The sequence below is a fragment of the Brevundimonas bullata genome, from assembly GCF_003350205.1.
Classification (GTDB): Bacteria; Pseudomonadota; Alphaproteobacteria; order Caulobacterales; family Caulobacteraceae; genus Brevundimonas; species Brevundimonas bullata.
In genome coordinates, this window is sequence record NZ_QLLC01000008.1 from 1 (window position 1) to 18220 (window position 18220).

An 18220-nucleotide genomic window follows, 5' to 3' on the forward strand; every position below is an offset into this window, starting at 1 on the left:
CGTCCTCGTCGCTTCAATCCGCTTGTGGGTCAGGCACTTTGTCCACACCACCTAGGCTTTTGCTCTCGAACACAAAAACCGACGTTGTCCACAAGACCTAACATTTGATGGCGACGACAGCCGTCCGACGATGGCCCAATGCGCGCATGGAACCCTTGGGGGAAGCTGATCGCGCGATGGATGTGCTGTGGCGAGGCCTTTACGGCCAGCCGCTGCCGATCCGCGGCGCGGCGGCTTTGGCCCTCAAGGTCATCATCACGAGTGAGAGGCACAGATGGACAGCCGAATCCGCCGCAGACGCTCAGCCTGGACCCTCTCCCCCTTCGAGGGCCTGCTCCTGATCCTGGCCACCGCCTCGTTCGGCGGCGCCTGGCTGTCGGCGGTACTGATCTAGCCGCTAGCGCCCCGGACGCCGCGTCATGGCCGAGGCCGGGGCCAGTTGCAGACCGCGCGCCTCAAGCCCGGCCGTCCAGCGGGCGGCGGCTTCGACGGTGACGGGATAGGAGAAGCCGGTTCCCAGGGCGGCGCCGCGCATCTTGGCGGCGGCTTCCAGGGCGTTGAGCTGGCCCATGATGGCGGCGGGGCTCTGCTGTTCGTCGATGATGCGGTCGGCGCTGGCGCGGGCGAAGGCGCCCGGCTTCCTGCGCATGGAGCCGTCGTCGAGGAAGGCCACGCCGCGCTGGCGCAACACGGCCAACATGGCGCCCATGCCCTCGTCCGAGGTCGCGAAACGGTCGCCCAGATAGTTGGTCACGCCGAAATAGCCGGTCGCGCGGCCCAGCAGCCAGTCCAGCTTGGCTTCCACGTCGTCGCCGCCGCCGCTGGACAGCAGGGTGTAGGGACCGGGATCGTTGTCGGGATAGCCGGTGGGCTCCATCGGCAGCTCGATCATCACCTCGTGGCCCTGGGCGCGGGCCATGTCGATCCAGGCCTGAAGCCCCTCGGCGTAAGGCACGAAGCTGAGCGTCACCTCGGCGGGCAGGCGCTCGATGGCGGCGCGGGTGGTGACGGCGTTCAGGCCCAGGCCGCCGACGACCAGGGACACCATGGGCTTGCCGTTCGAGCGGAAGGGGCGGGCGTAGGCCTGGGCCGGGACGCGGCCGTCGGGCGCGATGCGCGGCAGGGGGCCGTTGGGGCCGGGCGAGAACAGGCCCGCGATCGGGGCCTTGGGCAGGGGGTTGGAGGGCGCGCGCACCGGCGCCGCGATGGCCGAACCGCCCGCCACGCTGGCGCCGTCCGGCAAGGTGATCAGGGCCTCGCCCCCGGCGGCGCCATTGGGGTCCAGCAGGGCCGGGTCGACGCCGGCCATGTCCTGATAGAGATCCAGACCGCTCATGGCGAAGGCGTCGGCGCCGGTCGGGGCCGGATCGGCGGCCGCAGCCGGGCGTTGCAGCGCCACACGGGCCGAGGGCGCGCCCGCGCGCGGATCGCCCAGGACGGCGACGAACAGAGCCCCGGCGGCCAGAACGAAGACGCCCGCAGCGGCCACGGCGACCGGCGGCTTCTTCAGGGCGACGACGACGGTGTCGAGGTTCAGACGCGAACGATCCTCCGGCGGCAGACCGGCGGCGGCGGCGAGGGCGGACTGGCGCTTGGCGAACATGGACAGGGCGGCGCTCGAACGACAGGGGCGGGAACTGGAGAACCACACGACGCGGCGCTCCTCGATCCTCACTTATCCCCAGCGCCGGTTAAGAAACCCTAACGCCCTATTCACCACGTTGACGTCCGCTCAGAAAATCGGGGCGACGCCGATCAGTCCGGCGTCGCATCGTCCGGCTTGGGCTCATCCACCTCGGCCGTCTCGACCGGCTTGGAGCCCGGCGCAGTGACCACGACCGTGTCCGGCGCGGCGGCCAGCTTGGTCAGGTCGCCGCCCGCGCGCAGGACATCCAGCGCGCGTTGCAACTGATAGTCCTTGGTCTTGTCGAAGTCCTTGCCGGGCGCTTCTTGCGGGGTGTGGGCGCCCTTGCGCTCGGCGCCGATGGAGGCGTCCAGCGCCGTGGCGTAGGCGGCTTCCGAATAGATGAAGCTGGAGCGCGAGACGATGCGGGCCTCGGCCTCGGAACGCGCGACCTCCAGGTCCGGCTCGATGCCGATCTTCTGGATCGAGCGGCCCGACGGGGTGAAATAGCGCGCCGTGGTGATCGACAGGGCGCCGTCGGCGCCGCCGCGCAGCGGGATGACGGTCTGCACCGAGCCCTTGCCGAAGCTGGTCAGGCCGACGACCGTCGCCCGCTCCTGATCCTTGAGGGCGCCCGCGACGATCTCGGACGCCGAAGCGGAACCATAGTTGATCAGGACCACGACCGGCAGGCCGCCGCTCAGGTCGCCCGGCTTGGCGGCGTAGCGTTCGATGTCGTCCGGCTTGCGCCCGCGCTGGCTGACGATCTCGCCGCGCTCCAGGAAGGCGTCGGAGACGTCGATGGCGGCGGTCAGCAGCCCGCCGCCGTTGTTGCGCAGGTCCAGGACATAGCCCTTGATGCCGGGCTTCTCGCGCTTGAGGCGCTCGATGGTCTCGGTCAGCTCACGGCCGGTGTTCTCATTGAAGGTTGAGATGCGCAGATAGCCGAAGTCGCCTTCCAGACGGCCCGTCACGGATTCGACCTTGATGACCTCGCGGGTCAGGACCACCTCGCGGGGCTCCTCGCCGTCGCGCAGGAAGGTGACGGTGACGCTGGCGCCGATGGCGCCGCGCAGCTTCTCGGAGACCTCGGAGACCGTCAGGCCGGCGGCGTTCTGGCCGTCGATGGCGCTGATGACGTCGCCTGCCTGGACGCCGGCGCGGCCCGCCGGGCTGTCGTCCATCGGCGAGATGACCTTCACCAGACCGCCCTCGGAGGTGATGGTCAGGCCGACGCCGGAATACTCGCCCGTGGTCCGCTCGCGCAGGTCGCCATAGGATTTCGGCGGCAGATAGTTGGAGTGGGGGTCCAGCGCCGTCATCATGCCCGACAGCGCCGCCTCGATCAGCTTCTTGTTGTCGACCGGCACCACATAGGCCTGCTCGACAATGCCCAGGACGTCGCCGAACATCTGCAGCATGCGGAAGGTCTCGTTGCGCGGGGTCTGGCTGGCGACAGCCGCCGCCGATCCGCCCAGGGCCAGGGCGGCGCAACCGATGAGAAGCAGTTTACGCATTCGGTGTCTTTCCATCGGACCCGCTCGGGCTCCGGTCGTCCAGGGAGGCGCGGGCGTTCACACGCCGACGTCAGATGCGCCGATACAATCAGCGTCCGCGCGGATTTGAAAGGACTTTCGCGCGCGAACGGCCCCTATTGCCGCCCTATTGCAGCCAGGGCGCCGGGTCGATGGGCCGTTCGTCGCGGCGCAGTTCGAAATAGGCCTCGCCGTCCTCGCCGGTGCGACCCAGGGCCTGGCCGTCGGCGACGCGCTGGCCGGTGTCCACCGACAGTTGATCCAGCCCGGCCACGACCACGCGCCAGCCGGGGCCGAGGTCCAGAATGACCACCTCGCCCCATTCCTTCAGCGGGCCGGCGTAGGCGACACGGGCGGGGGCGGGGGCGGCGATGACCTCGTGGCTGGAACGCCAGCGCCAGCCGCTGGAGCCGCCGCCGAAGCGCTGCGACGGTGCGCCCTGCACCGGGGCGGTCAGGCGGCTGCGCCCGGCGGGCAGACGGGCGGCGGGGGCCTCGACGGCGGCCTCGGCGATGACCGGGGTCTGGCCGCCCAGTTCGCGGATGCGGGCCTCAAGGGCGCGGGTGGCGCGTTCGGCGCGGGCGGCCTCGGCGCGCAGGACGGCGCGCAGGGCGACCTTGCGCGCCGACAGGCTTTCGATCTCGGCGCGACGGTCGCCCTGCGCGCTCTCGACGGTGAACAGGCGCTCGCTGGACAGAGCGGCCAGGCGGCGGATGCGGATCACCTCGGCCTGACGCTCGACCAGGGCCTTGGCGCGGCTTTGCAGCTCAGGCGTCATTGCGCGGATGAGGATGGAGGCGCGCACCGTGTCGACCGCCTGGTCCGCCGGGATCAGCAGGGGCGGCGGCGGCTTGCGGCTCATCATCTGCAAGGCTGACAGCAGACGCCCCTGCCCCGCCCGCTCGCGGGACAGGGAGGCGACCAGAGCGGCCTCGCGGTCGCCCAGTTCCTTCAGCCGGGCGCGCTGGGATTCCATCTGCACGTCATCCTGAGCCTCGGCCCGGCGCAGCTCGGCCAGTTGCCGGTCCAGATCGACGACCTCGTCCCCGGCGGCGGCGGCCTCGGCGCGCAGGCGCCGCGCGCGGGCGGTCTCGTCGCGGTACTCGGCCTGGAGCCGGGTCAGTTCAGGATTGGGCGCAGCCCCGCGCTGGCTCGACGCGGGCCCCGCCAGCATCAGCGCCAACCCCGACGACACAAGAAGAAGTCCCGCCCCCCGGCGCATCAGTCGCGGTGATAGGGCGAGCCGGACAGGATGGTCACGGCGCGATAAAGCTGTTCGGCCAGCATGGCGCGGGCCAGGGCGTGGGGCCAGGTCTGGGGCCCGAAGGCCAGGGTCGAACGGGCGGCGCGGCGCACGCTCTCGTCCAGACCGTCGGCCCCGCCGATGGCGAAGACCAGCCGCCGCTCGCCCTGATCGCGCAGGGCGGCGATGTGGTCAGCAAAGGCGCGGGACGAATAGGTCTTGCCGCGTTCATCGCAGGCGATCAGGTGCGAGCCCTCGGCGGCGGCCAGGATCAGCTCAGCCTCGGGGGCCTTGCCGGACTTGCGGGGTTCGAGATCGAGAAGCTCCAGCGGACCGAGCCCCAGCGGACGGCCCGCAAGGGTCGCCCGCCGGGCATAGTCATCGGCCAGAGCGGCCTCGGGACCGCGGCCCGGCTTGCCGATGGCCGCGATCGCCAGCTTCATAGGGTTAGCCTATCCGTAGATCAGGCGACGCCCGCGCCGCCGCGGTGGGCGCTGTCGATGGCCCAGATCTTCTCGATATTGTAGAAGGTGCGCACTTCGGGGCGGAACAGGTGGACGATGACGTCGCCCGCATCCAGCAGCACCCAGTCGCAGTGCGGCAGACCCTCGACCTTGACCTTGCCCAAGCCCATTTCCTTGAACAGGCGCAGCAGGTGGTCGGCCAGGGCGCCGACGTGGCGGTTGGACCGGCCGGAAGCCACGATCATGGCGTCGGACATCGGGCTTTTGCCGCGCAGGTCGATCAGGACCATGTCGAGGGCTTTATCGTCGTCCAGCTTGGCGATGATGGCGCGTTCCAGATCGGATTGGCCGACCGGAAGGGCCTGATCACCGCTACTGGGACCGCCTTCTGCCTGACCGTCGTCGGAATGGACGGAATCGATCGGGTCCATTTCATGGGCCGCGTTGGAAACGGCGGCGTTTTGCGCATCGTGCGCGGGCGAGGGGGTCAGCGGAGGGCTCCGGGGAGATTACTAAAGGCGGCAACCTAGCACATCTCGCCGGAAAGGTCACCCACCGCCGGGACTCTGCGCCTCGCCCCGCCGGATCGCCGTCGAGGAGCGCGGATTCAGCGGCGCCGTCAGATAGGTCCAGGCCGGCGCCTGCAAGCTGGGCAGCAGCCCGGCCTGGGCCGCCGGAATGCGGAAACGGGCGAAGCGGGCGGCGGCGGGCGCGGTGCGGCTGTCCAGCTGGCTGCCCGGTCGCGCGACCACGGCGACGGGCATCAGCCGCATGATGTCGGTCCAGCCCCGCCAGCGATGGAAGCTGGCCAGATTGTCCGAGCCCATCAGCCAGACGAACTTCACCCCCGGATAGCGGGCCGTCAGCACCCGCACCGTGTCGACGGTCCAGCGCGTGCCGACGCGGGTCTCGAAGTCCGAGACGATCATGGCGGGTCCGACCGTGGCCGCGGCGGCGCGGGCGGAGGCCATGCGCTCGGCCAGCGGCGCGGTCTCGTGACTGGATTTCAGCGGGTTCTGCGGCGAGACCAGCCAGACCACCCGATCCAGACCCAGACGCCGCATCGCCGTCTCGGCCACATGGGCGTGGCCGTCGTGGGCCGGATTGAAGGAGCCGCCGAACAGGCCGACCTTCATGCCCGGATGCAGGTCCAGCCCGTCGCGCAGGGCGCCGGGTCGAGGGCCGAAGCCTTTCGGCGCGGGACCGGCGTGGAAGAAGGACAAGGGCGGCTCTTTGGCGGCGTCGATGAGAGGGCGGACTTATGCTCACCCGCGCCCTAACACGCGGCGACGCCCCTGTCTCGCTTCAGCAGACGGACGAAAGCCTTAGAACTCTTTCCAGCTGGAGCCGGGATCGCGTTCGCCCGGCTGGGCCAGCTGCTGGCCCCAGGTCACGACCATCAGGGCCTTGTGACTGCGGATCTTGTATTGGCCGATCATGGGGGCGACAGCGCCGAGCGGCAGGCCGGTGCGGCCGTCGTAGAGGAAGCCGGAAAACTCGGCCACGCCCATGCGGTCGCGGTTGGAATAGATCGACAGTTCGGGGATGGAGACGACGTTCAGCGTCTCGTTGATCGGCACCCGCATGTCGGGAATGCCGAAGACCCGGCGCATCTGCTCCAGCGACAGGGCGCCGGCGCGGACCTCGAAGATGGCGTCGGCGCTGTCGCGGTCGCGGCTGATGGCGTAGCCCGCGTCCGACAGGGCGGCGCGGATGGCGCTCAGCGCATAGCGGGCGTTCTCGGCCTGGAAATAGGTCTCGTCGATGAAGACCCGCGCGCCTTGCGGGATCGGCAGGGTCAGGCCCTCGACCGCGCGGTCGGCGGCGCGGTTGACCAGCAGCATGTCGGTGGCCGTCCGCGCCGGATTGGTCTCGGTCACGGAGGCGCAACCGGCCAGGACGGCGGTCGCGGCCAGCAGGACGATCAGACGCGCCGTGGTCAAGTCACCAGGCTCCGACGTTGGGCATGGAGGCCCAGGGCTCGGCCGGGGCCAGACGTTGGCCGCCTTGCAACAGCTCGATCGAGATGCCGTCGGGCGAGCGGACGAAGGCCATATGGCCGTCGCGCGGCGGACGATTGATCACGACCCCGCCGTCCATCAGACGCTGGCAGGCGGCGTAGATGTCCTCGACCTCGAAGGCCAGGTGGCCGAAGTTGCGGCCGCCCTGATAGTCCTCGGGGTCCCAGTTGAAGGTCAGCTCGACCTCGGGCGACTTCTCGGTCTCGGCGCGCGTCTGGTCCTGGGGGGCGGCCAGATAGATCAGGCTGAAGCGCCCGGCCTCGCTGTCCATCCGGCGCGTCTGCACCAGACCCAGCAGGTCGCGATAGAAGTGCAGCGACGCCTCCAGGTCCTTCACGCGGACCATGGTGTGCAGATAGCGCATGGCTCAGTGGGCCTCGGGCGGGCGGGCCGCCGGGTCCAGGTACTCGCTCTCGGGGTGCGCATGGGCCGACAGGACGAAGCGGCGGTCGCAGTAGCCGCACTCGACGAAGTCGTCCTCCCCCATCTCCAGATAGACCAGGGGGTGGCCGAGGACGCCGCCGCCATCGCAGGCGACGCGCTTGGACGAGACCACGATCTCTTCGGGCGGGGGAATGACAGCGTCGGTATGGCGGGGAGGCATGGGGTCCGGTCCAGTCTGGAAAGGCTCGCGCCGTTCCTAGAAGGACCGGACCTTTAGGTCAAACCTCAGAGGCCTGAGTGGCGGCCGGGGGCTGGCGGCGGAACAGCCTGTCCAGCATGGCCTTGCGCTTCTTGAACAGGGTCAGGCCCAGGCAGCCGGCGCCGACCCACAGGCCGATCTCGCCGATCAGGGCGGCGACGGCGGCCAGCAGGGCCGCATAGGTCATGTCCAGATAGTCCAGCTTGCCCGCCAGCAGGGCCAGACCCATGCCGGTATAGCCGAGGGCGCAGACGCCCAGGGCGGCGAAGCCGATCAGGCGGGTCTTGGTCAGGGGTTTCTTCATCTGGACTGGCAGGGCGGTCATGAGCGTCTCTCCATCAAGGAAGTCTGTCTTTATGACAAGGAAACTAGACATTCCGAAAACCGAGGTCAAGCATCATTTACACAAAGACATGAAGCCTTGTCTTCTCGTCGCACAACAGCGCCTTGGCGAACCGCCCTTCGCCCCCTACCTATGCCGCACACTTCCGCCGTCGAGTGAAACCCCCGCATGACCGAGACCCCTGCCCTGCCCGTCAACGCCATCGAGGTGCGGGGCCTGAAGAAAACCTATGCGGGCAACAAGAAGTCGCCGGCCAAGACCGCCCTGCGCGGCGTCGACCTGACGGTGCCGCGCGGCTCGATGTTCGGGCTTCTGGGGCCCAACGGCGCGGGCAAGTCGACCCTGATCAACATCATCGCCGGGGTGGTGAACAAGTCCGAGGGCAGCGTCCGCATCTGGGACCGCGACATCGACCATGAGGCCCGCGACGCCCGCGCCGCTCTGGGCGTGGTCCCGCAGGAAATCGTCGCCGATGTCTTCTTCACCCCGCGCGAAGCGCTGGAGGTCCAGGCCGGCTTCTATGGCGTGCCCGCCAACGAGCGCCGCTCGGACGAGCTTCTGGCGGCGCTGGGCCTGTCGGACAAGGCCAACGCCTATGTCCGCGCCCTGTCCGGCGGCATGAAGCGCCGCCTGATGGTGGCCAAGGCCCTGGTGCACAATCCGCCCGTCCTGATCCTGGACGAGCCAACGGCGGGCGTGGACGTCGAACTGCGTCGACAGCTGTGGGAATACATCCGCAAGATCAACGAGGAAGGCGTCACCGTCATCCTGACCACCCACTACCTCGAAGAAGCCCAGGAGCTGTGCGACACCATCGCCATCATCAACCGGGGTGAGGTCGTGGCCTGCGAGCCGACGCAGACCCTGCTTAAGCGACTGGACACCCGCAACGTGGTGGTGACGCCGGAGACGCCGCAAGCGGTCCCTCCGGCCCTGACCGGCTTCACCGTCGCGCCCCGCGCCAACGGCGCCTTCGTCGTCACCTATCGCACCGGCGAGTCCAGCGTCGAGCAGGTGCTGATGGCGGTTCGCGCCGCGGGCGTGAAGATCAAGGACATCGCCACCGAGGACCCGGACCTGGAAGACGTCTTCCTGGCCATGACCTACGGCGACGCTAGCCGCCCCAGCCCGACGCAGGACTGATAGTCACGTCATCCCGGAAGCGGCGCAGCCGCTATCCGGGACCGCAAGAAGCGCTGCCATTTCCCAATGTCGATGTCTTGGGCGGTCCCGGCTCTCCGCTGTCGCTTCGGCCGGGATGACGGATGGGGGAGGCCTCAGACCACCATCACCGTCCCGAGCAGCAGCTTGGCCCCGGCCTTGCCCAGCACCCGGTCCGTGGCCGCCTGCAAGGCCCGGCTCAGCCACTCTACGTCCGGCGGGGCGCCCGGCAGGATGCGTTCGCCGGCCAGCCGCACCACCTCGTTATAGGCGGCGCTGAGGCGCGGCCGGGACTGGTCGGCGCGGGTGCGCAAGGCCTCGTCCGCCACGTCCACCCCGACCTCGACCGTCATCACGCCGCGTCGCCCGTCGCGACGCAGGATGGTGGCCGTGGCCGTGGGCAGGGGAATATAGGCGTTGGCGGGCGCGCCTCCGCCGCTGCTCTTGCCCGACGCCATCGCGGCCTCGGCGGCGGCGAGTGCGGAACCCAGGGCGGCGAGGCCGATCAGTGCGCGACGATCCATGCCTCTGCCTATCCCCTGTCGGCTTAAGGCCTGGTTACGGCTGGCGGGGCGTCGCGCCGGGGCGTAATCGGGAGTGATGAGCCAGACCGATCTTTCTGCCTATCGCCCCAATGTCGGGGTGGTGCTGTTCAACACCGCCGGGCAGGTCTGGCTGGGCCGCCGCGCCAGGACGCCCGAGCCATGGAACTGGCAGTTCCCGCAAGGCGGCGTCGATGAGGGCGAGGACCTGGAAGCCGCCGCCCTGCGCGAACTACAGGAAGAGACCGGCGTCCGCTCGGTCGAGCTGCTGGGCCGCACCGGCGGCTGGATCGTCTACGACTTCCCCGAGGGCATGGGCGGGCCCAAGGCGTGGAAGGGCTTCAAGGGCCAGAAGCAGGTCTGGTTCGCCTTCCGCTTCACCGGCGAGGACACAGAGTTCGATCTGGAAGCCCACGGCGAGCCGGAGTTCGACGCCTGGCGCTGGGGCGCGCTCGAGGAGGCCCCCGACCTGATCGTGCCCTTCAAGCGCGAGGTCTATCAGCAGGTGGTGGCGGCCTTCGAGGACCTGCCGAAGAGCTGAGGCCCACTATTTCAGCCGTCATCCTCGGGCTTGACCCGAGGATCGAGCCAAGCGGCGCGCTCACCCTTGCCGAGGTCGTGCAGACGGACGATCCGATCCTCGGGTCAAGCCCGAGGATGACGGCGAGTACGAGCGAACTCCAATGACGGCGGGGCGGCGTCCACGAAAAAGGCCCCCCGCCGAAGCGAGGGGCCCTGATCTTGTCGGCATCGTCGAAGGCTTAGCCCTCGACGATCTCCGAGGCTTCTTCGGCCAGGATGCTCAGACCCTCGCCGTTGACGTCGGCGAAGCCGCCCTTGACGTCGAAGCGACGACGCTGGGCGCCGTCATAGACCGTCACCACGCCTTCGCGCAGGGTGGTCATGAAGGGGGCGTGGCCCGGCAGGACGCCGAAATCGCCCTCGACGCCCGGGGCGTCGACCTGATCGACCGAGCCCGCGAAGATTTCGCGTTCCGGGGCGACCAGGGAGAAGTTCAGCTTGCCGGCCATGGTTTAGGCTTCCGCGGCCATCTTGGCCGCCTTTTCGACGGCTTCTTCGATGGCGCCGACCATGTAGAAGGCGGCTTCCGGCAGGTGGTCGTACTCGCCGTCGACGATGCCCTTGAACGAGCGGATGGTGTCCTTCAGCTCGACGAACTTGCCCGGCGAGTTGGTGAACTGCTCGGCCACGAAGAAGGGCTGCGACAGGAAGCGGCTGATCTTGCGGGCGCGCGACACGACCAGCTTGTCGTCTTCCGACAGCTCGTCCATGCCCAGGATGGCGATGATGTCCTTCAGCGCCTTGTACTGCTGCAGGATTTCCTGAACGCGGCGGGCGACGGTGTAGTGCTCTTCACCGATGACCAGCGGGTCCATGATGCGCGAGGTCGAGTCCAGCGGGTCCACGGCCGGGAAGATGGCCTGGGCCGCGATGTCGCGGTTCAGAACGGTCGTCGCGTCCAAGTGAGCGAACGAGGCGGCGGGCGCCGGGTCGGTCAGGTCGTCGGCGGGAACGTAGATGGCCTGGACCGAGGTGATCGAGCCCTTCTTGGTCGAGGTGATGCGCTCTTGCAGGTTGCCCATCTCGGTGGCCAGCGTCGGCTGATAGCCCACGGCCGAGGGGATGCGGCCCAGCAGAGCCGACACTTCCGAACCGGCCTGGGTGAAGCGGAAGATGTTGTCGACGAACAGCAGCACGTCCTTGCCTTCTTCGTCGCGGAAATACTCAGCGATCGACAGGCCGGTCAGGGCGACGCGGGCGCGGGCGCCGGGGGGCTCGTTCATCTGGCCGTAAACCAGGGCGCACTTGGAGCCTTCGGTCGAGCCGTTGTTCTTGGCCGGGTCCACGTTCACGTTGGACTCGATCATCTCGTGATACAGGTCGTTGCCTTCACGGGTGCGCTCGCCCACGCCGGCCAGAACCGAATAACCGCCGTAAGCCTTGGCGATGTTGTTGATCAGTTCCTGCATGGTCACGGTCTTGCCCACGCCAGCGCCGCCGAACAGGCCGGTCTTGCCGCCCTTGGTGTAGGGGCAGATCAGGTCGATGACCTTGATGCCCGTGACCAGGATTTCCGACGAGGTCGACTGCTCTTCGAAGGTCGGAGCCTCGCGGTGGATCGGACGGTATTCCGTGGTCTTGATCGGACCGGCTTCGTCGATCGGCTGGCCGACGACGTTCATGATGCGGCCGAGCGTGCCCGGGCCGACCGGGGCCATGATCGACTTGCCAGTGTCCACGACGGGCTGACCGCGGGTCAGGCCTTCGGTGGTGTCCATGGCGATGGCGCGGACCATGTTCTCACCCAGGTGCTGGGCGACTTCGAGAACCAGGGTGAAGGGCTGGCCCGTCTTCTGGTCGATGTTCTGGGTTTCCAGCGCGTTCAGGATCGCCGGCAGGGCGCCGGTGAACTCGATGTCGACGACGGCGCCGATGACCTGGGCGATCTTGCCCGAGCCTGCGACTTGGCCTGCGACGGCGGCGGCTGCTGCCTTCTTGGGAGCGGCCGGCTTCTTGGCTGCGGTTTTCTTCGGGGCGGTGGTGTCGGTCATCGTGCGTGTCCGTATCGGAATGTCTGGCGTGTCGGGATCAGAGCGCTTCGGCGCCGGCGATGATCTCGATCAGCTCGGTGGTGATCTGGGCCTGGCGTTTGCGGTTGTACTGGAGCGTCAAGCTGTTGATGAGGTCGCCCGCGTTGCGCGTGGCGTTGTCCATCGCGGCCATTTGCGCGCCGAAGAAACCAGCCTGGTTCTCCAGCAGGGCGGCCAGGATCTGCGTCGTCAGATTGCGCGGCAGCAGGGTCTCGAGGATTTCCTCCTCGGACGGCTCGTACTCATAGAGCGCGCCCGCATCGGCCGAGGCGTCGACGTCGACTTCGGCCGGAGCCAGCTGACGCGACGACGGGACCTGCGAGATCACCGACTTGAACTGGCTGTAGAAGAGCGTGACCTTGTCGGCCTCATCCGCCTCGAACTTCTCGGCCAGCAGCTCGGCGATCGGCTGGGCCGCGTGCAGACCCACGGTCTTGTGCTCGCTCAGCTCGAAGGTCTTGACGACCTTGTCGCCGAACAGGCGGGTCAGCTGGTCGCGCGACTTGCGGCCGACGGCCACGATCTCGACCGTCTTGCCGTTGGCGATCAGGCTGTTGATGTGGTCCCGCGCAGCGCGGATGACGTTGGTCGAGAAACCGCCCGCCAGACCCTTGTCGGCCGTGGCGACGACGACCAGGTGCTTCTGGTCGGCGCCGGTGCCGGTCATCAGGCGCGGGCCGTCGTCGCCGACGCCGGCCGCCAGGTTGGCGATGACCGAAGCCATCCGCGTGGCGTAGGGGCGGGCGTTCTCGGCCTGCTCCTGCGCACGCTTCAGCTTGGCCGCTGCGACCATCTGCATGGCTTTCGTGATCTTCTGCGTCGCTTTGACGCTTCCGATCCGATTGCGCATTTCCTTGAGGCTGGCCATCCGGCGCTACTCTCGCTCTCTGGTCAGTGCTTAGGCGAAGGTCTTGGTGAAGGCGGCCAGGACGTCCTTGAGCTCGGTTTCGAGTTCCGGGGTCAGGGCCTTCTTGGTGCGGATGCCTTCCAGCAGCGAGGCGTGGTTCGAGTGAACCCGCGCCAGCAGCTCGCTTTCAAAGCGGCCGATGTCCGAAACGGCGATACCGTCCAGGTAGCCGCGCGTGCCGGCGTAGATCGAAACGACCTGCTCTTCGACGGCCAGGGGCGAGTACTGCGGCTGCTTCAGCAGCTCGGTCAGACGGGCGCCGCGCGCCAGCAGCTTCTGGGTCGAGATGTCCAGGTCCGAGCCGAACTTCGCGAAGGCGGCCATTTCACGATACTGGGCCAGCTCGCCCTTAATCGAACCGGCGACCTGCTTCATGGCCTTGATCTGAGCCGAGGAGCCGACGCGCGACACCGAGATGCCGACGTTCACGGCCGGACGGATGCCCTGATAGAAGAGGTCCGATTCCAGGAAGATCTGGCCGTCGGTGATCGAGATCACGTTGGTCGGGATGTAGGCCGAGACGTCGTTGGCCTGGGTTTCGATGATCGGCAGAGCGGTCATCGAGCCCGAACCATAGTCCTCGTTCAGCTTGGCCGAACGCTCCAGCAGGCGGCTGTGCAGGTAGAAGACGTCGCCCGGGTAGGCTTCACGGCCCGGCGGACGGCGCAGCAGCAGCGACATCTGACGATAGGCCACGGCCTGCTTGGACAGGTCGTCATAGACGATCAGGGCGTGCATGCCGTTGTCGCGGAAGAACTCGCCCATGGCGGTGCCGGCGAACGGCGCCAGGAACTGCAGCGGGGCCGGTTCCGAAGCCGTGGCGGCGACGACGATGGTGTATTCCAGAGCGCCGGACTCTTCGAGGGTCTTGACGATCTGGGCCACCGTCGAGCGCTTCTGGCCGATGGCGACGTAGATGCAGTACAGCTTCGCCGACTCGTCTTCCGACTTGTTGACGTTCTTCTGGTTCAGGATGGTGTCGATGGCGATGGCGGTCTTGCCGACCTGACGGTCGCCGATGATCAGCTCGCGCTGGCCGCGGCCGACGGGGATCAAGGTGTCGATCGCCTTCTGGCCGGTCTGCATCGGCTCGTGAACCGACTTGCGGGGGATGATGCCCGGCGCCTTGACGTCGACGCGGCGACGCTCGGTGAACTGGATCGGGCCCTTGCCGTCGATGGGCTCGCCCAGCGGGTTGACGACGCGGCCCAGCAGGCCCTTGCCGACCGGCACGTCCACGATCTCGCCCAGGCGGCGGACTTCATCGCCCTCAGCGATCTGCGCATCGGCGCCGAAGATCACGGCGCCGACGTTGTCGCGCTCCAGGTTCAGGGCCATGCCCTTCACGCCGGCCTTGGGGAATTCGACCATTTCACCGGCCTGGACGTTGTCCAGACCGTGGATGCGCGCAATGCCGTCGCCGACCGACAGCACCTGACCGACGTCAGAGACGTCGGCCTCGACGCCGAAGGAGGCGATCTGCGACTTGAGGATGGCCGAGATTTCGGCGGCGCGGATATCCATGATGGGTTCTCTGGCTTTCGTCTTCGGTGCGGACCGCTGGCCCGGCTTGAACTTTGAATTCGGGGCTTAGGCGCGCTTGAGCGCGAAGGTCATCTGGTCGAGCTTGGTCTTCAGCGAGGCGTCGAACAGTTTCGACCCCACCTTGACCTTCAGGCCGCCCAGGATCGACGGATCGACGCGGGCGGTCAGTTCGGGATCGCGGCCCAGCGCCGTGCGCAGGGCCGTTTGAATGCTCTTGGTCTGGGCCGCCGACAGCGGCAGGGCCGAAACCACTTCGGCGGCGACCACGCCGGCCTTCTTGGCGTAGCGCGCCTCGAAGCCGGTGATCACGCTCGGCAGGTCGCCGGCGCGGCCGTTCTGGGCCAGCAGGCCGAGGAACCGCTTGGTCGTCGCATGGAATTTCGCCTTGTCGGCGATCGCCGACAGGCCCTTGCCCTGGTCGTCGGCGGAAATCACCGGCGACTTTGCAAGTCGGCGCAGGTCCGCGCTCTCCAGCCAGGCGGCCTTCAGCGAGGCGAGATCGCCGCGCACGGCGTCCAGCGCCCCCGTCTCGTCAGCGAGGTCGAACAGCGCCTGTGCATAGCGCCCACCGACTTCCGTCGTTCTGAAATCGTCCGCCACGTAATTAAGGTCCGCGATTTGAAGCGTTTGGGTCGAGTCCGGCCGCGATGTCTCGCGCCAGCCAAGGGCTTGAAATGCCAGTAGAAAGCACGCTGGGGACACATCTTTCGATGCATCCTTCGCTAAAGCCGCGCGGCTGATAACACGCAAGCCCCCCCGTCGCAACCGACGGGGACGGAACGATAAGGTCGCACCCGCGCTCTTTTTCACGCGCTGCTAGGGGTTTCGATGGCCGCCTCCTCTTCAAAGACTGTCATCTTCGCCGCCCTGGCGGGCAATACGGCCATCGCCGTCACCAAGTTCGCCGCCGCCCTGTTCACCGGCAGTTCGGCCATGATGAGCGAGGCGATCCATTCCACGGTCGACACCGGCAACCAGATCCTGCTGCTGATCGGGCTGAAGCGCGCCGCCCGCCCGGCCAGCGAGACCCACCCCTTCGGCCACGGGCTGCAGCTCTATTTTTACACCTTCGTCGTCGCCATCCTGATCTTCGGCCTGGGCGCCGTGATTTCGATCAGCCACGGCCTCGACCGCATCCGCGCGCCCGAGCCGATCGAGAACCCCTGGGTCAACTATCTGGTGCTGGGCCTGGCCATCCTGTTCGAGGGCGGCTCCTGGTGGGTGGCGCTGAGGGCCTTCAACCGCGAGCGCGCGGGCCGCCCCCTGCTGCGCGCGGTGCAGGACAGCAAGGACCCCACCATCTTCACCGTCCTGTTCGAGGACACCGCCGCCCTGACCGGCCTGGTCATCGCCTTTATCGGGGTGGTCGCCAGCCAGGCCTTCGACCTGCCAGTTCTCGACGGCGTCGCCTCGGTGGCCATCGGCGGGGTCCTGGCCGTCACCGCCGCCTTCCTGGCCTTCGAAACCCAGAGCCTGCTGACCGGAGAAGCCGCCGACCCGGCCACGCGCCGGGGCATCGCCGCCCTGGCCGAGGCCGAGCCGGGCGTGATCGGATTGAACGACCTGCGCACCATGCATTTTGGACCGGCGGAAATCCTGGTCGCCCTCAGCCTCGACTTTCAGGACGACCTGAGCGCCGCCGACGTCGAGAACACGGTGGCGCGGCTGGAGCACCGCATCCGCGTCGCCTACCCCCAGGCCGGCCGCATCTATATCGAGGCCCAGAGCCTGGCCGGTCATGCGGCCGCCCGCGAGGCCATGGCCCGCGACGGCCCCGGCGCCCGGGTCTCCGGCGCGCTGGGTGCGACGACGTCGCCGCCGACGCCCGCTTGATGCAACCTCACGATCCCGTTACCGCTTTAGGCCTACATCACAATCTGGAACCCCGATGCTTGAAAGCATAACCCCCCTGCTGAGCGACCCCGCCGCCTGGGCCGCCCTCGTGACCCTGGTGGTCATGGAGGTCGTTCTCGGCATCGACAACCTGATCTTCATCTCGATCCTGTCGAACAAGCTGCCGCCCGAGCATCGCCAGCGCACCCGCCGCATCGGCATCGGTCTGGCCCTGATCATGCGCCTGGGCCTGCTGGCCGCCATCGGCTGGATCGTCGGCCTGACGGCGCCGGTCTTCGACCTGGGCATCCACGGCGAGAGCTTCGACACCGCCTTCAGCTGGCGCGACCTGATCCTGATCGCCGGCGGTCTGTTCCTGGTGTGGAAAGCCACCAAGGAAATCCACCACGCCGTCGACGTCACGCCGTCGAACGACATGCTGGAGAAGGACAAGAAGGACGTCGTCATCAACAACGTCGGTTCGGCCATCTTCCAGATCATCCTGCTGGACCTGGTCTTCTCGATCGACTCCATCCTGACGGCGGTCGGCATGACCGATCACGTGCCGATCATGATGGTGGCCGTGGTCATCGCCGTCATCGTCATGCTGCTGGCTTCGGACCCCCTGGCTGACTTCATCGACAAGAACCCGACCATCGTCATGCTGGCCCTGGGCTTCCTGCTGATGATCGGCGCGGTGCTGATCGCCGACGGCTTCGGCGTCCACGTGCCCAAGGGCTACATCTACGCCGCCATGGCCTTCTCGGCCCTGGTCGAGGTGCTGAACATGTGGTCGCGCAATGCGCAGATCAAAAAGAACCGCGCCGCAGAAGCCGCCCAGGCGGCCCTCAACAAGGCCGAAACCGCCGAGCCCGGCGTCTGATCGTGCGTTACTGGCCGGTCCTGGCGATGCTTCTGCTGGCGCTTCCCGCGTCCGTGGCGGCGCAGTCGTCGGGGCCGGCCGCCTCTTCTGCTTCCCCCGCGCCCGACACCCGACCGCCGGTCTATGGCTATGAGGTGGTGCGGACCTTCCCCCACGACCCGACCGCCTTCACCCAAGGCCTGGTCATTCGTGACGGCGTGCTGCTGGAAAGCACGGGCCGCGCCCCGTCCAGCGTTCGCCGTGTGCGTCTGGAAGACGGCGTCGTGCTGCAAAAGCACGAACTCGCCCCCGAATATTTCGGCGAAGGCCTGACCGAGTTCGACGGCCGCCTCATCACCCTGACTTGGAACAACGGCGTCGGCTTCGTCTGGAACGGCGCCGATCTGAAGCCCATTGCCCGTTTCAGCTATGCCGGCGAAGGCTGGGGCCTGACCCACGACGGCGCCCGGCTGATCCTGTCGGACGGCTCAGCCGCCTTGCGCTTCCTCGACCCCGTGACCTTCGCCGAGACGGGCCGCGTCGCCGTCACCCTGAACGGCCGCCCGGTGCGCCAGCTGAACGAGCTGGAATGGATCGACGGAGAGGTCTGGGCCAATGTCTGGCAGACGAACTACATCCTCCGCATCGACCCGGCCTCGGGTCATGTGGTGGGGATCATCGACCTCAGCGGCCTGTTGCCTGCGGGAACGATCAAGGACCCGAACGACGACGTCCTGAACGGCATCGCCTGGGACGCGGCGACCCGCCGCCTGTTCGTCACCGGCAAGAACTGGCCCAGCCTGTTCGAGATCAGGCTGACCGGGGCGCGCTGACCGCCCCCCCTTGCCTCTCCGTCATCCTCGGGCTTGACCCGAGGATGACGGC

21 protein-coding genes are annotated in these 18220 nt (G+C 68.0%); 5 read left to right on the forward strand and 16 right to left on the reverse strand.

Going from position 1 to position 18220, the window contains the following annotated elements:
* Positions 1 to 397: 397 nt before the first annotated feature.
* From DXK21_RS05290 to DXK21_RS05335, 10 genes are all read right to left on the reverse strand, one after another.
* Positions 398 to 1603: a divergent polysaccharide deacetylase family protein gene (locus DXK21_RS05290; RefSeq protein ID WP_114816737.1), complete on the reverse strand. Its 1206-nt coding sequence runs from the start codon at positions 1601 to 1603 to the stop codon at positions 398 to 400.
* A 152-nt stretch (positions 1604 to 1755) separates the two neighbouring features.
* The gene (locus tag DXK21_RS05295) at positions 1756 to 3141 is read right to left on the reverse strand and encodes a S41 family peptidase (protein WP_114816738.1); all 1386 of its coding nucleotides are present in this window, start codon (positions 3139 to 3141) and stop codon (positions 1756 to 1758) included.
* 145 nt (positions 3142 to 3286) lie between these two features.
* Positions 3287 to 4333, reverse strand: coding sequence for a murein hydrolase activator EnvC family protein (locus tag DXK21_RS05300; RefSeq protein WP_245945114.1), 1047 nt, complete (start codon positions 4331 to 4333; stop codon positions 3287 to 3289).
* A gap of 47 nt (positions 4334 to 4380) precedes the next feature.
* On the reverse strand, positions 4381 to 4845 hold the full coding sequence (gene rlmH / locus DXK21_RS05305; protein ID WP_114816740.1) for a 23S rRNA (pseudouridine(1915)-N(3))-methyltransferase RlmH: 465 nt from the start codon (positions 4843 to 4845) through the stop codon (positions 4381 to 4383).
* Positions 4846 to 4865: 20 nt separating this feature from the next.
* Positions 4866 to 5297: a ribosome silencing factor gene (gene rsfS / locus DXK21_RS05310; RefSeq protein WP_114816741.1), complete on the reverse strand. Its 432-nt coding sequence runs from the start codon at positions 5295 to 5297 to the stop codon at positions 4866 to 4868.
* 117 nt (positions 5298 to 5414) lie between these two features.
* Positions 5415 to 6089 carry a nicotinate-nucleotide adenylyltransferase gene (locus DXK21_RS05315; protein WP_245945115.1) on the reverse strand — a complete coding sequence of 225 codons (675 nt, stop codon included), beginning with the start codon at positions 6087 to 6089 and terminating at the stop codon, positions 5415 to 5417.
* A 102-nt stretch (positions 6090 to 6191) separates the two neighbouring features.
* Positions 6192 to 6809 (reverse strand): DUF6655 family protein, encoded by a 618-nt coding sequence (locus DXK21_RS05320; RefSeq protein ID WP_114816742.1) that lies wholly within the window; start codon positions 6807 to 6809, stop codon positions 6192 to 6194.
* 1 nt (position 6810) lies between these two features.
* On the reverse strand, positions 6811 to 7251 hold the full coding sequence (locus tag DXK21_RS05325) for a VOC family protein (RefSeq protein WP_114816743.1): 441 nt from the start codon (positions 7249 to 7251) through the stop codon (positions 6811 to 6813).
* Between the two features lie 3 nt (positions 7252 to 7254).
* Positions 7255 to 7491 (reverse strand): zinc-finger domain-containing protein, encoded by a 237-nt coding sequence (locus tag DXK21_RS05330; protein ID WP_114816744.1) that lies wholly within the window; start codon positions 7489 to 7491, stop codon positions 7255 to 7257.
* A gap of 58 nt (positions 7492 to 7549) precedes the next feature.
* Positions 7550 to 7855: a hypothetical protein gene (locus tag DXK21_RS05335; protein WP_114816745.1), complete on the reverse strand. Its 306-nt coding sequence runs from the start codon at positions 7853 to 7855 to the stop codon at positions 7550 to 7552.
* 186 nt (positions 7856 to 8041) lie between these two features.
* On the opposite strand from DXK21_RS05335, the gene DXK21_RS05340 reads away from it, so the two are divergent.
* Positions 8042 to 9016 carry an ABC transporter ATP-binding protein gene (locus DXK21_RS05340; protein WP_114816746.1) on the forward strand — a complete coding sequence of 325 codons (975 nt, stop codon included), beginning with the start codon at positions 8042 to 8044 and terminating at the stop codon, positions 9014 to 9016.
* Positions 9017 to 9150: 134 nt separating this feature from the next.
* On the opposite strand, the gene DXK21_RS05345 is transcribed toward DXK21_RS05340, so the two are convergent.
* Entirely contained in the window at positions 9151 to 9558 is a 408-nt protein-coding gene (locus tag DXK21_RS05345; RefSeq protein WP_114816747.1) for a Tat pathway signal protein, read from the reverse strand.
* A gap of 76 nt (positions 9559 to 9634) precedes the next feature.
* Here DXK21_RS05345 and DXK21_RS05350 point away from each other — a divergent pair, with 76 nt between their 5' ends.
* A complete protein-coding gene (locus DXK21_RS05350; protein ID WP_114816748.1) occupies positions 9635 to 10117 on the forward strand; it encodes an RNA pyrophosphohydrolase in 483 nt (160 codons plus the stop codon).
* A 220-nt stretch (positions 10118 to 10337) separates the two neighbouring features.
* On the opposite strand, the gene DXK21_RS05355 is transcribed toward DXK21_RS05350, so the two are convergent.
* From DXK21_RS05355 to DXK21_RS05375, 5 genes are all read right to left on the reverse strand, one after another.
* Entirely contained in the window at positions 10338 to 10607 is a 270-nt protein-coding gene (locus tag DXK21_RS05355; RefSeq protein WP_114816749.1) for an ATP synthase F1 subunit epsilon, read from the reverse strand.
* A 3-nt stretch (positions 10608 to 10610) separates the two neighbouring features.
* The gene (gene atpD, locus DXK21_RS05360; RefSeq protein WP_114816750.1) at positions 10611 to 12149 is read right to left on the reverse strand and encodes a F0F1 ATP synthase subunit beta; all 1539 of its coding nucleotides are present in this window, start codon (positions 12147 to 12149) and stop codon (positions 10611 to 10613) included.
* A 37-nt stretch (positions 12150 to 12186) separates the two neighbouring features.
* On the reverse strand, positions 12187 to 13056 hold the full coding sequence (locus DXK21_RS05365; RefSeq protein WP_114816751.1) for a F0F1 ATP synthase subunit gamma: 870 nt from the start codon (positions 13054 to 13056) through the stop codon (positions 12187 to 12189).
* A gap of 30 nt (positions 13057 to 13086) precedes the next feature.
* Positions 13087 to 14619 carry a F0F1 ATP synthase subunit alpha gene (gene atpA / locus DXK21_RS05370; protein WP_114816752.1) on the reverse strand — a complete coding sequence of 511 codons (1533 nt, stop codon included), beginning with the start codon at positions 14617 to 14619 and terminating at the stop codon, positions 13087 to 13089.
* 66 nt (positions 14620 to 14685) lie between these two features.
* Positions 14686 to 15240, reverse strand: a complete 555-nt coding sequence (locus tag DXK21_RS05375; RefSeq protein WP_114816753.1) for a F0F1 ATP synthase subunit delta — start codon at positions 15238 to 15240, stop codon at positions 14686 to 14688.
* A gap of 228 nt (positions 15241 to 15468) precedes the next feature.
* Here DXK21_RS05375 and DXK21_RS05380 point away from each other — a divergent pair, with 228 nt between their 5' ends.
* Genes DXK21_RS05380 through DXK21_RS05390 form a run of 3 tightly spaced genes read left to right on the forward strand, consistent with a single transcriptional unit; the run spans position 15469 to position 18168 of the window.
* On the forward strand, positions 15469 to 16473 hold the full coding sequence (locus tag DXK21_RS05380) for a cation diffusion facilitator family transporter (RefSeq protein ID WP_114816754.1): 1005 nt from the start codon (positions 15469 to 15471) through the stop codon (positions 16471 to 16473).
* Between the two features lie 55 nt (positions 16474 to 16528).
* Positions 16529 to 17356, forward strand: a complete 828-nt coding sequence (locus DXK21_RS05385) for a TerC family protein (protein ID WP_114816755.1) — start codon at positions 16529 to 16531, stop codon at positions 17354 to 17356.
* A gap of 26 nt (positions 17357 to 17382) precedes the next feature.
* The gene (locus tag DXK21_RS05390) at positions 17383 to 18168 is read left to right on the forward strand and encodes a glutaminyl-peptide cyclotransferase (protein WP_114816843.1); all 786 of its coding nucleotides are present in this window, start codon (positions 17383 to 17385) and stop codon (positions 18166 to 18168) included.
* Positions 18169 to 18220 lie beyond the last annotated feature (52 nt).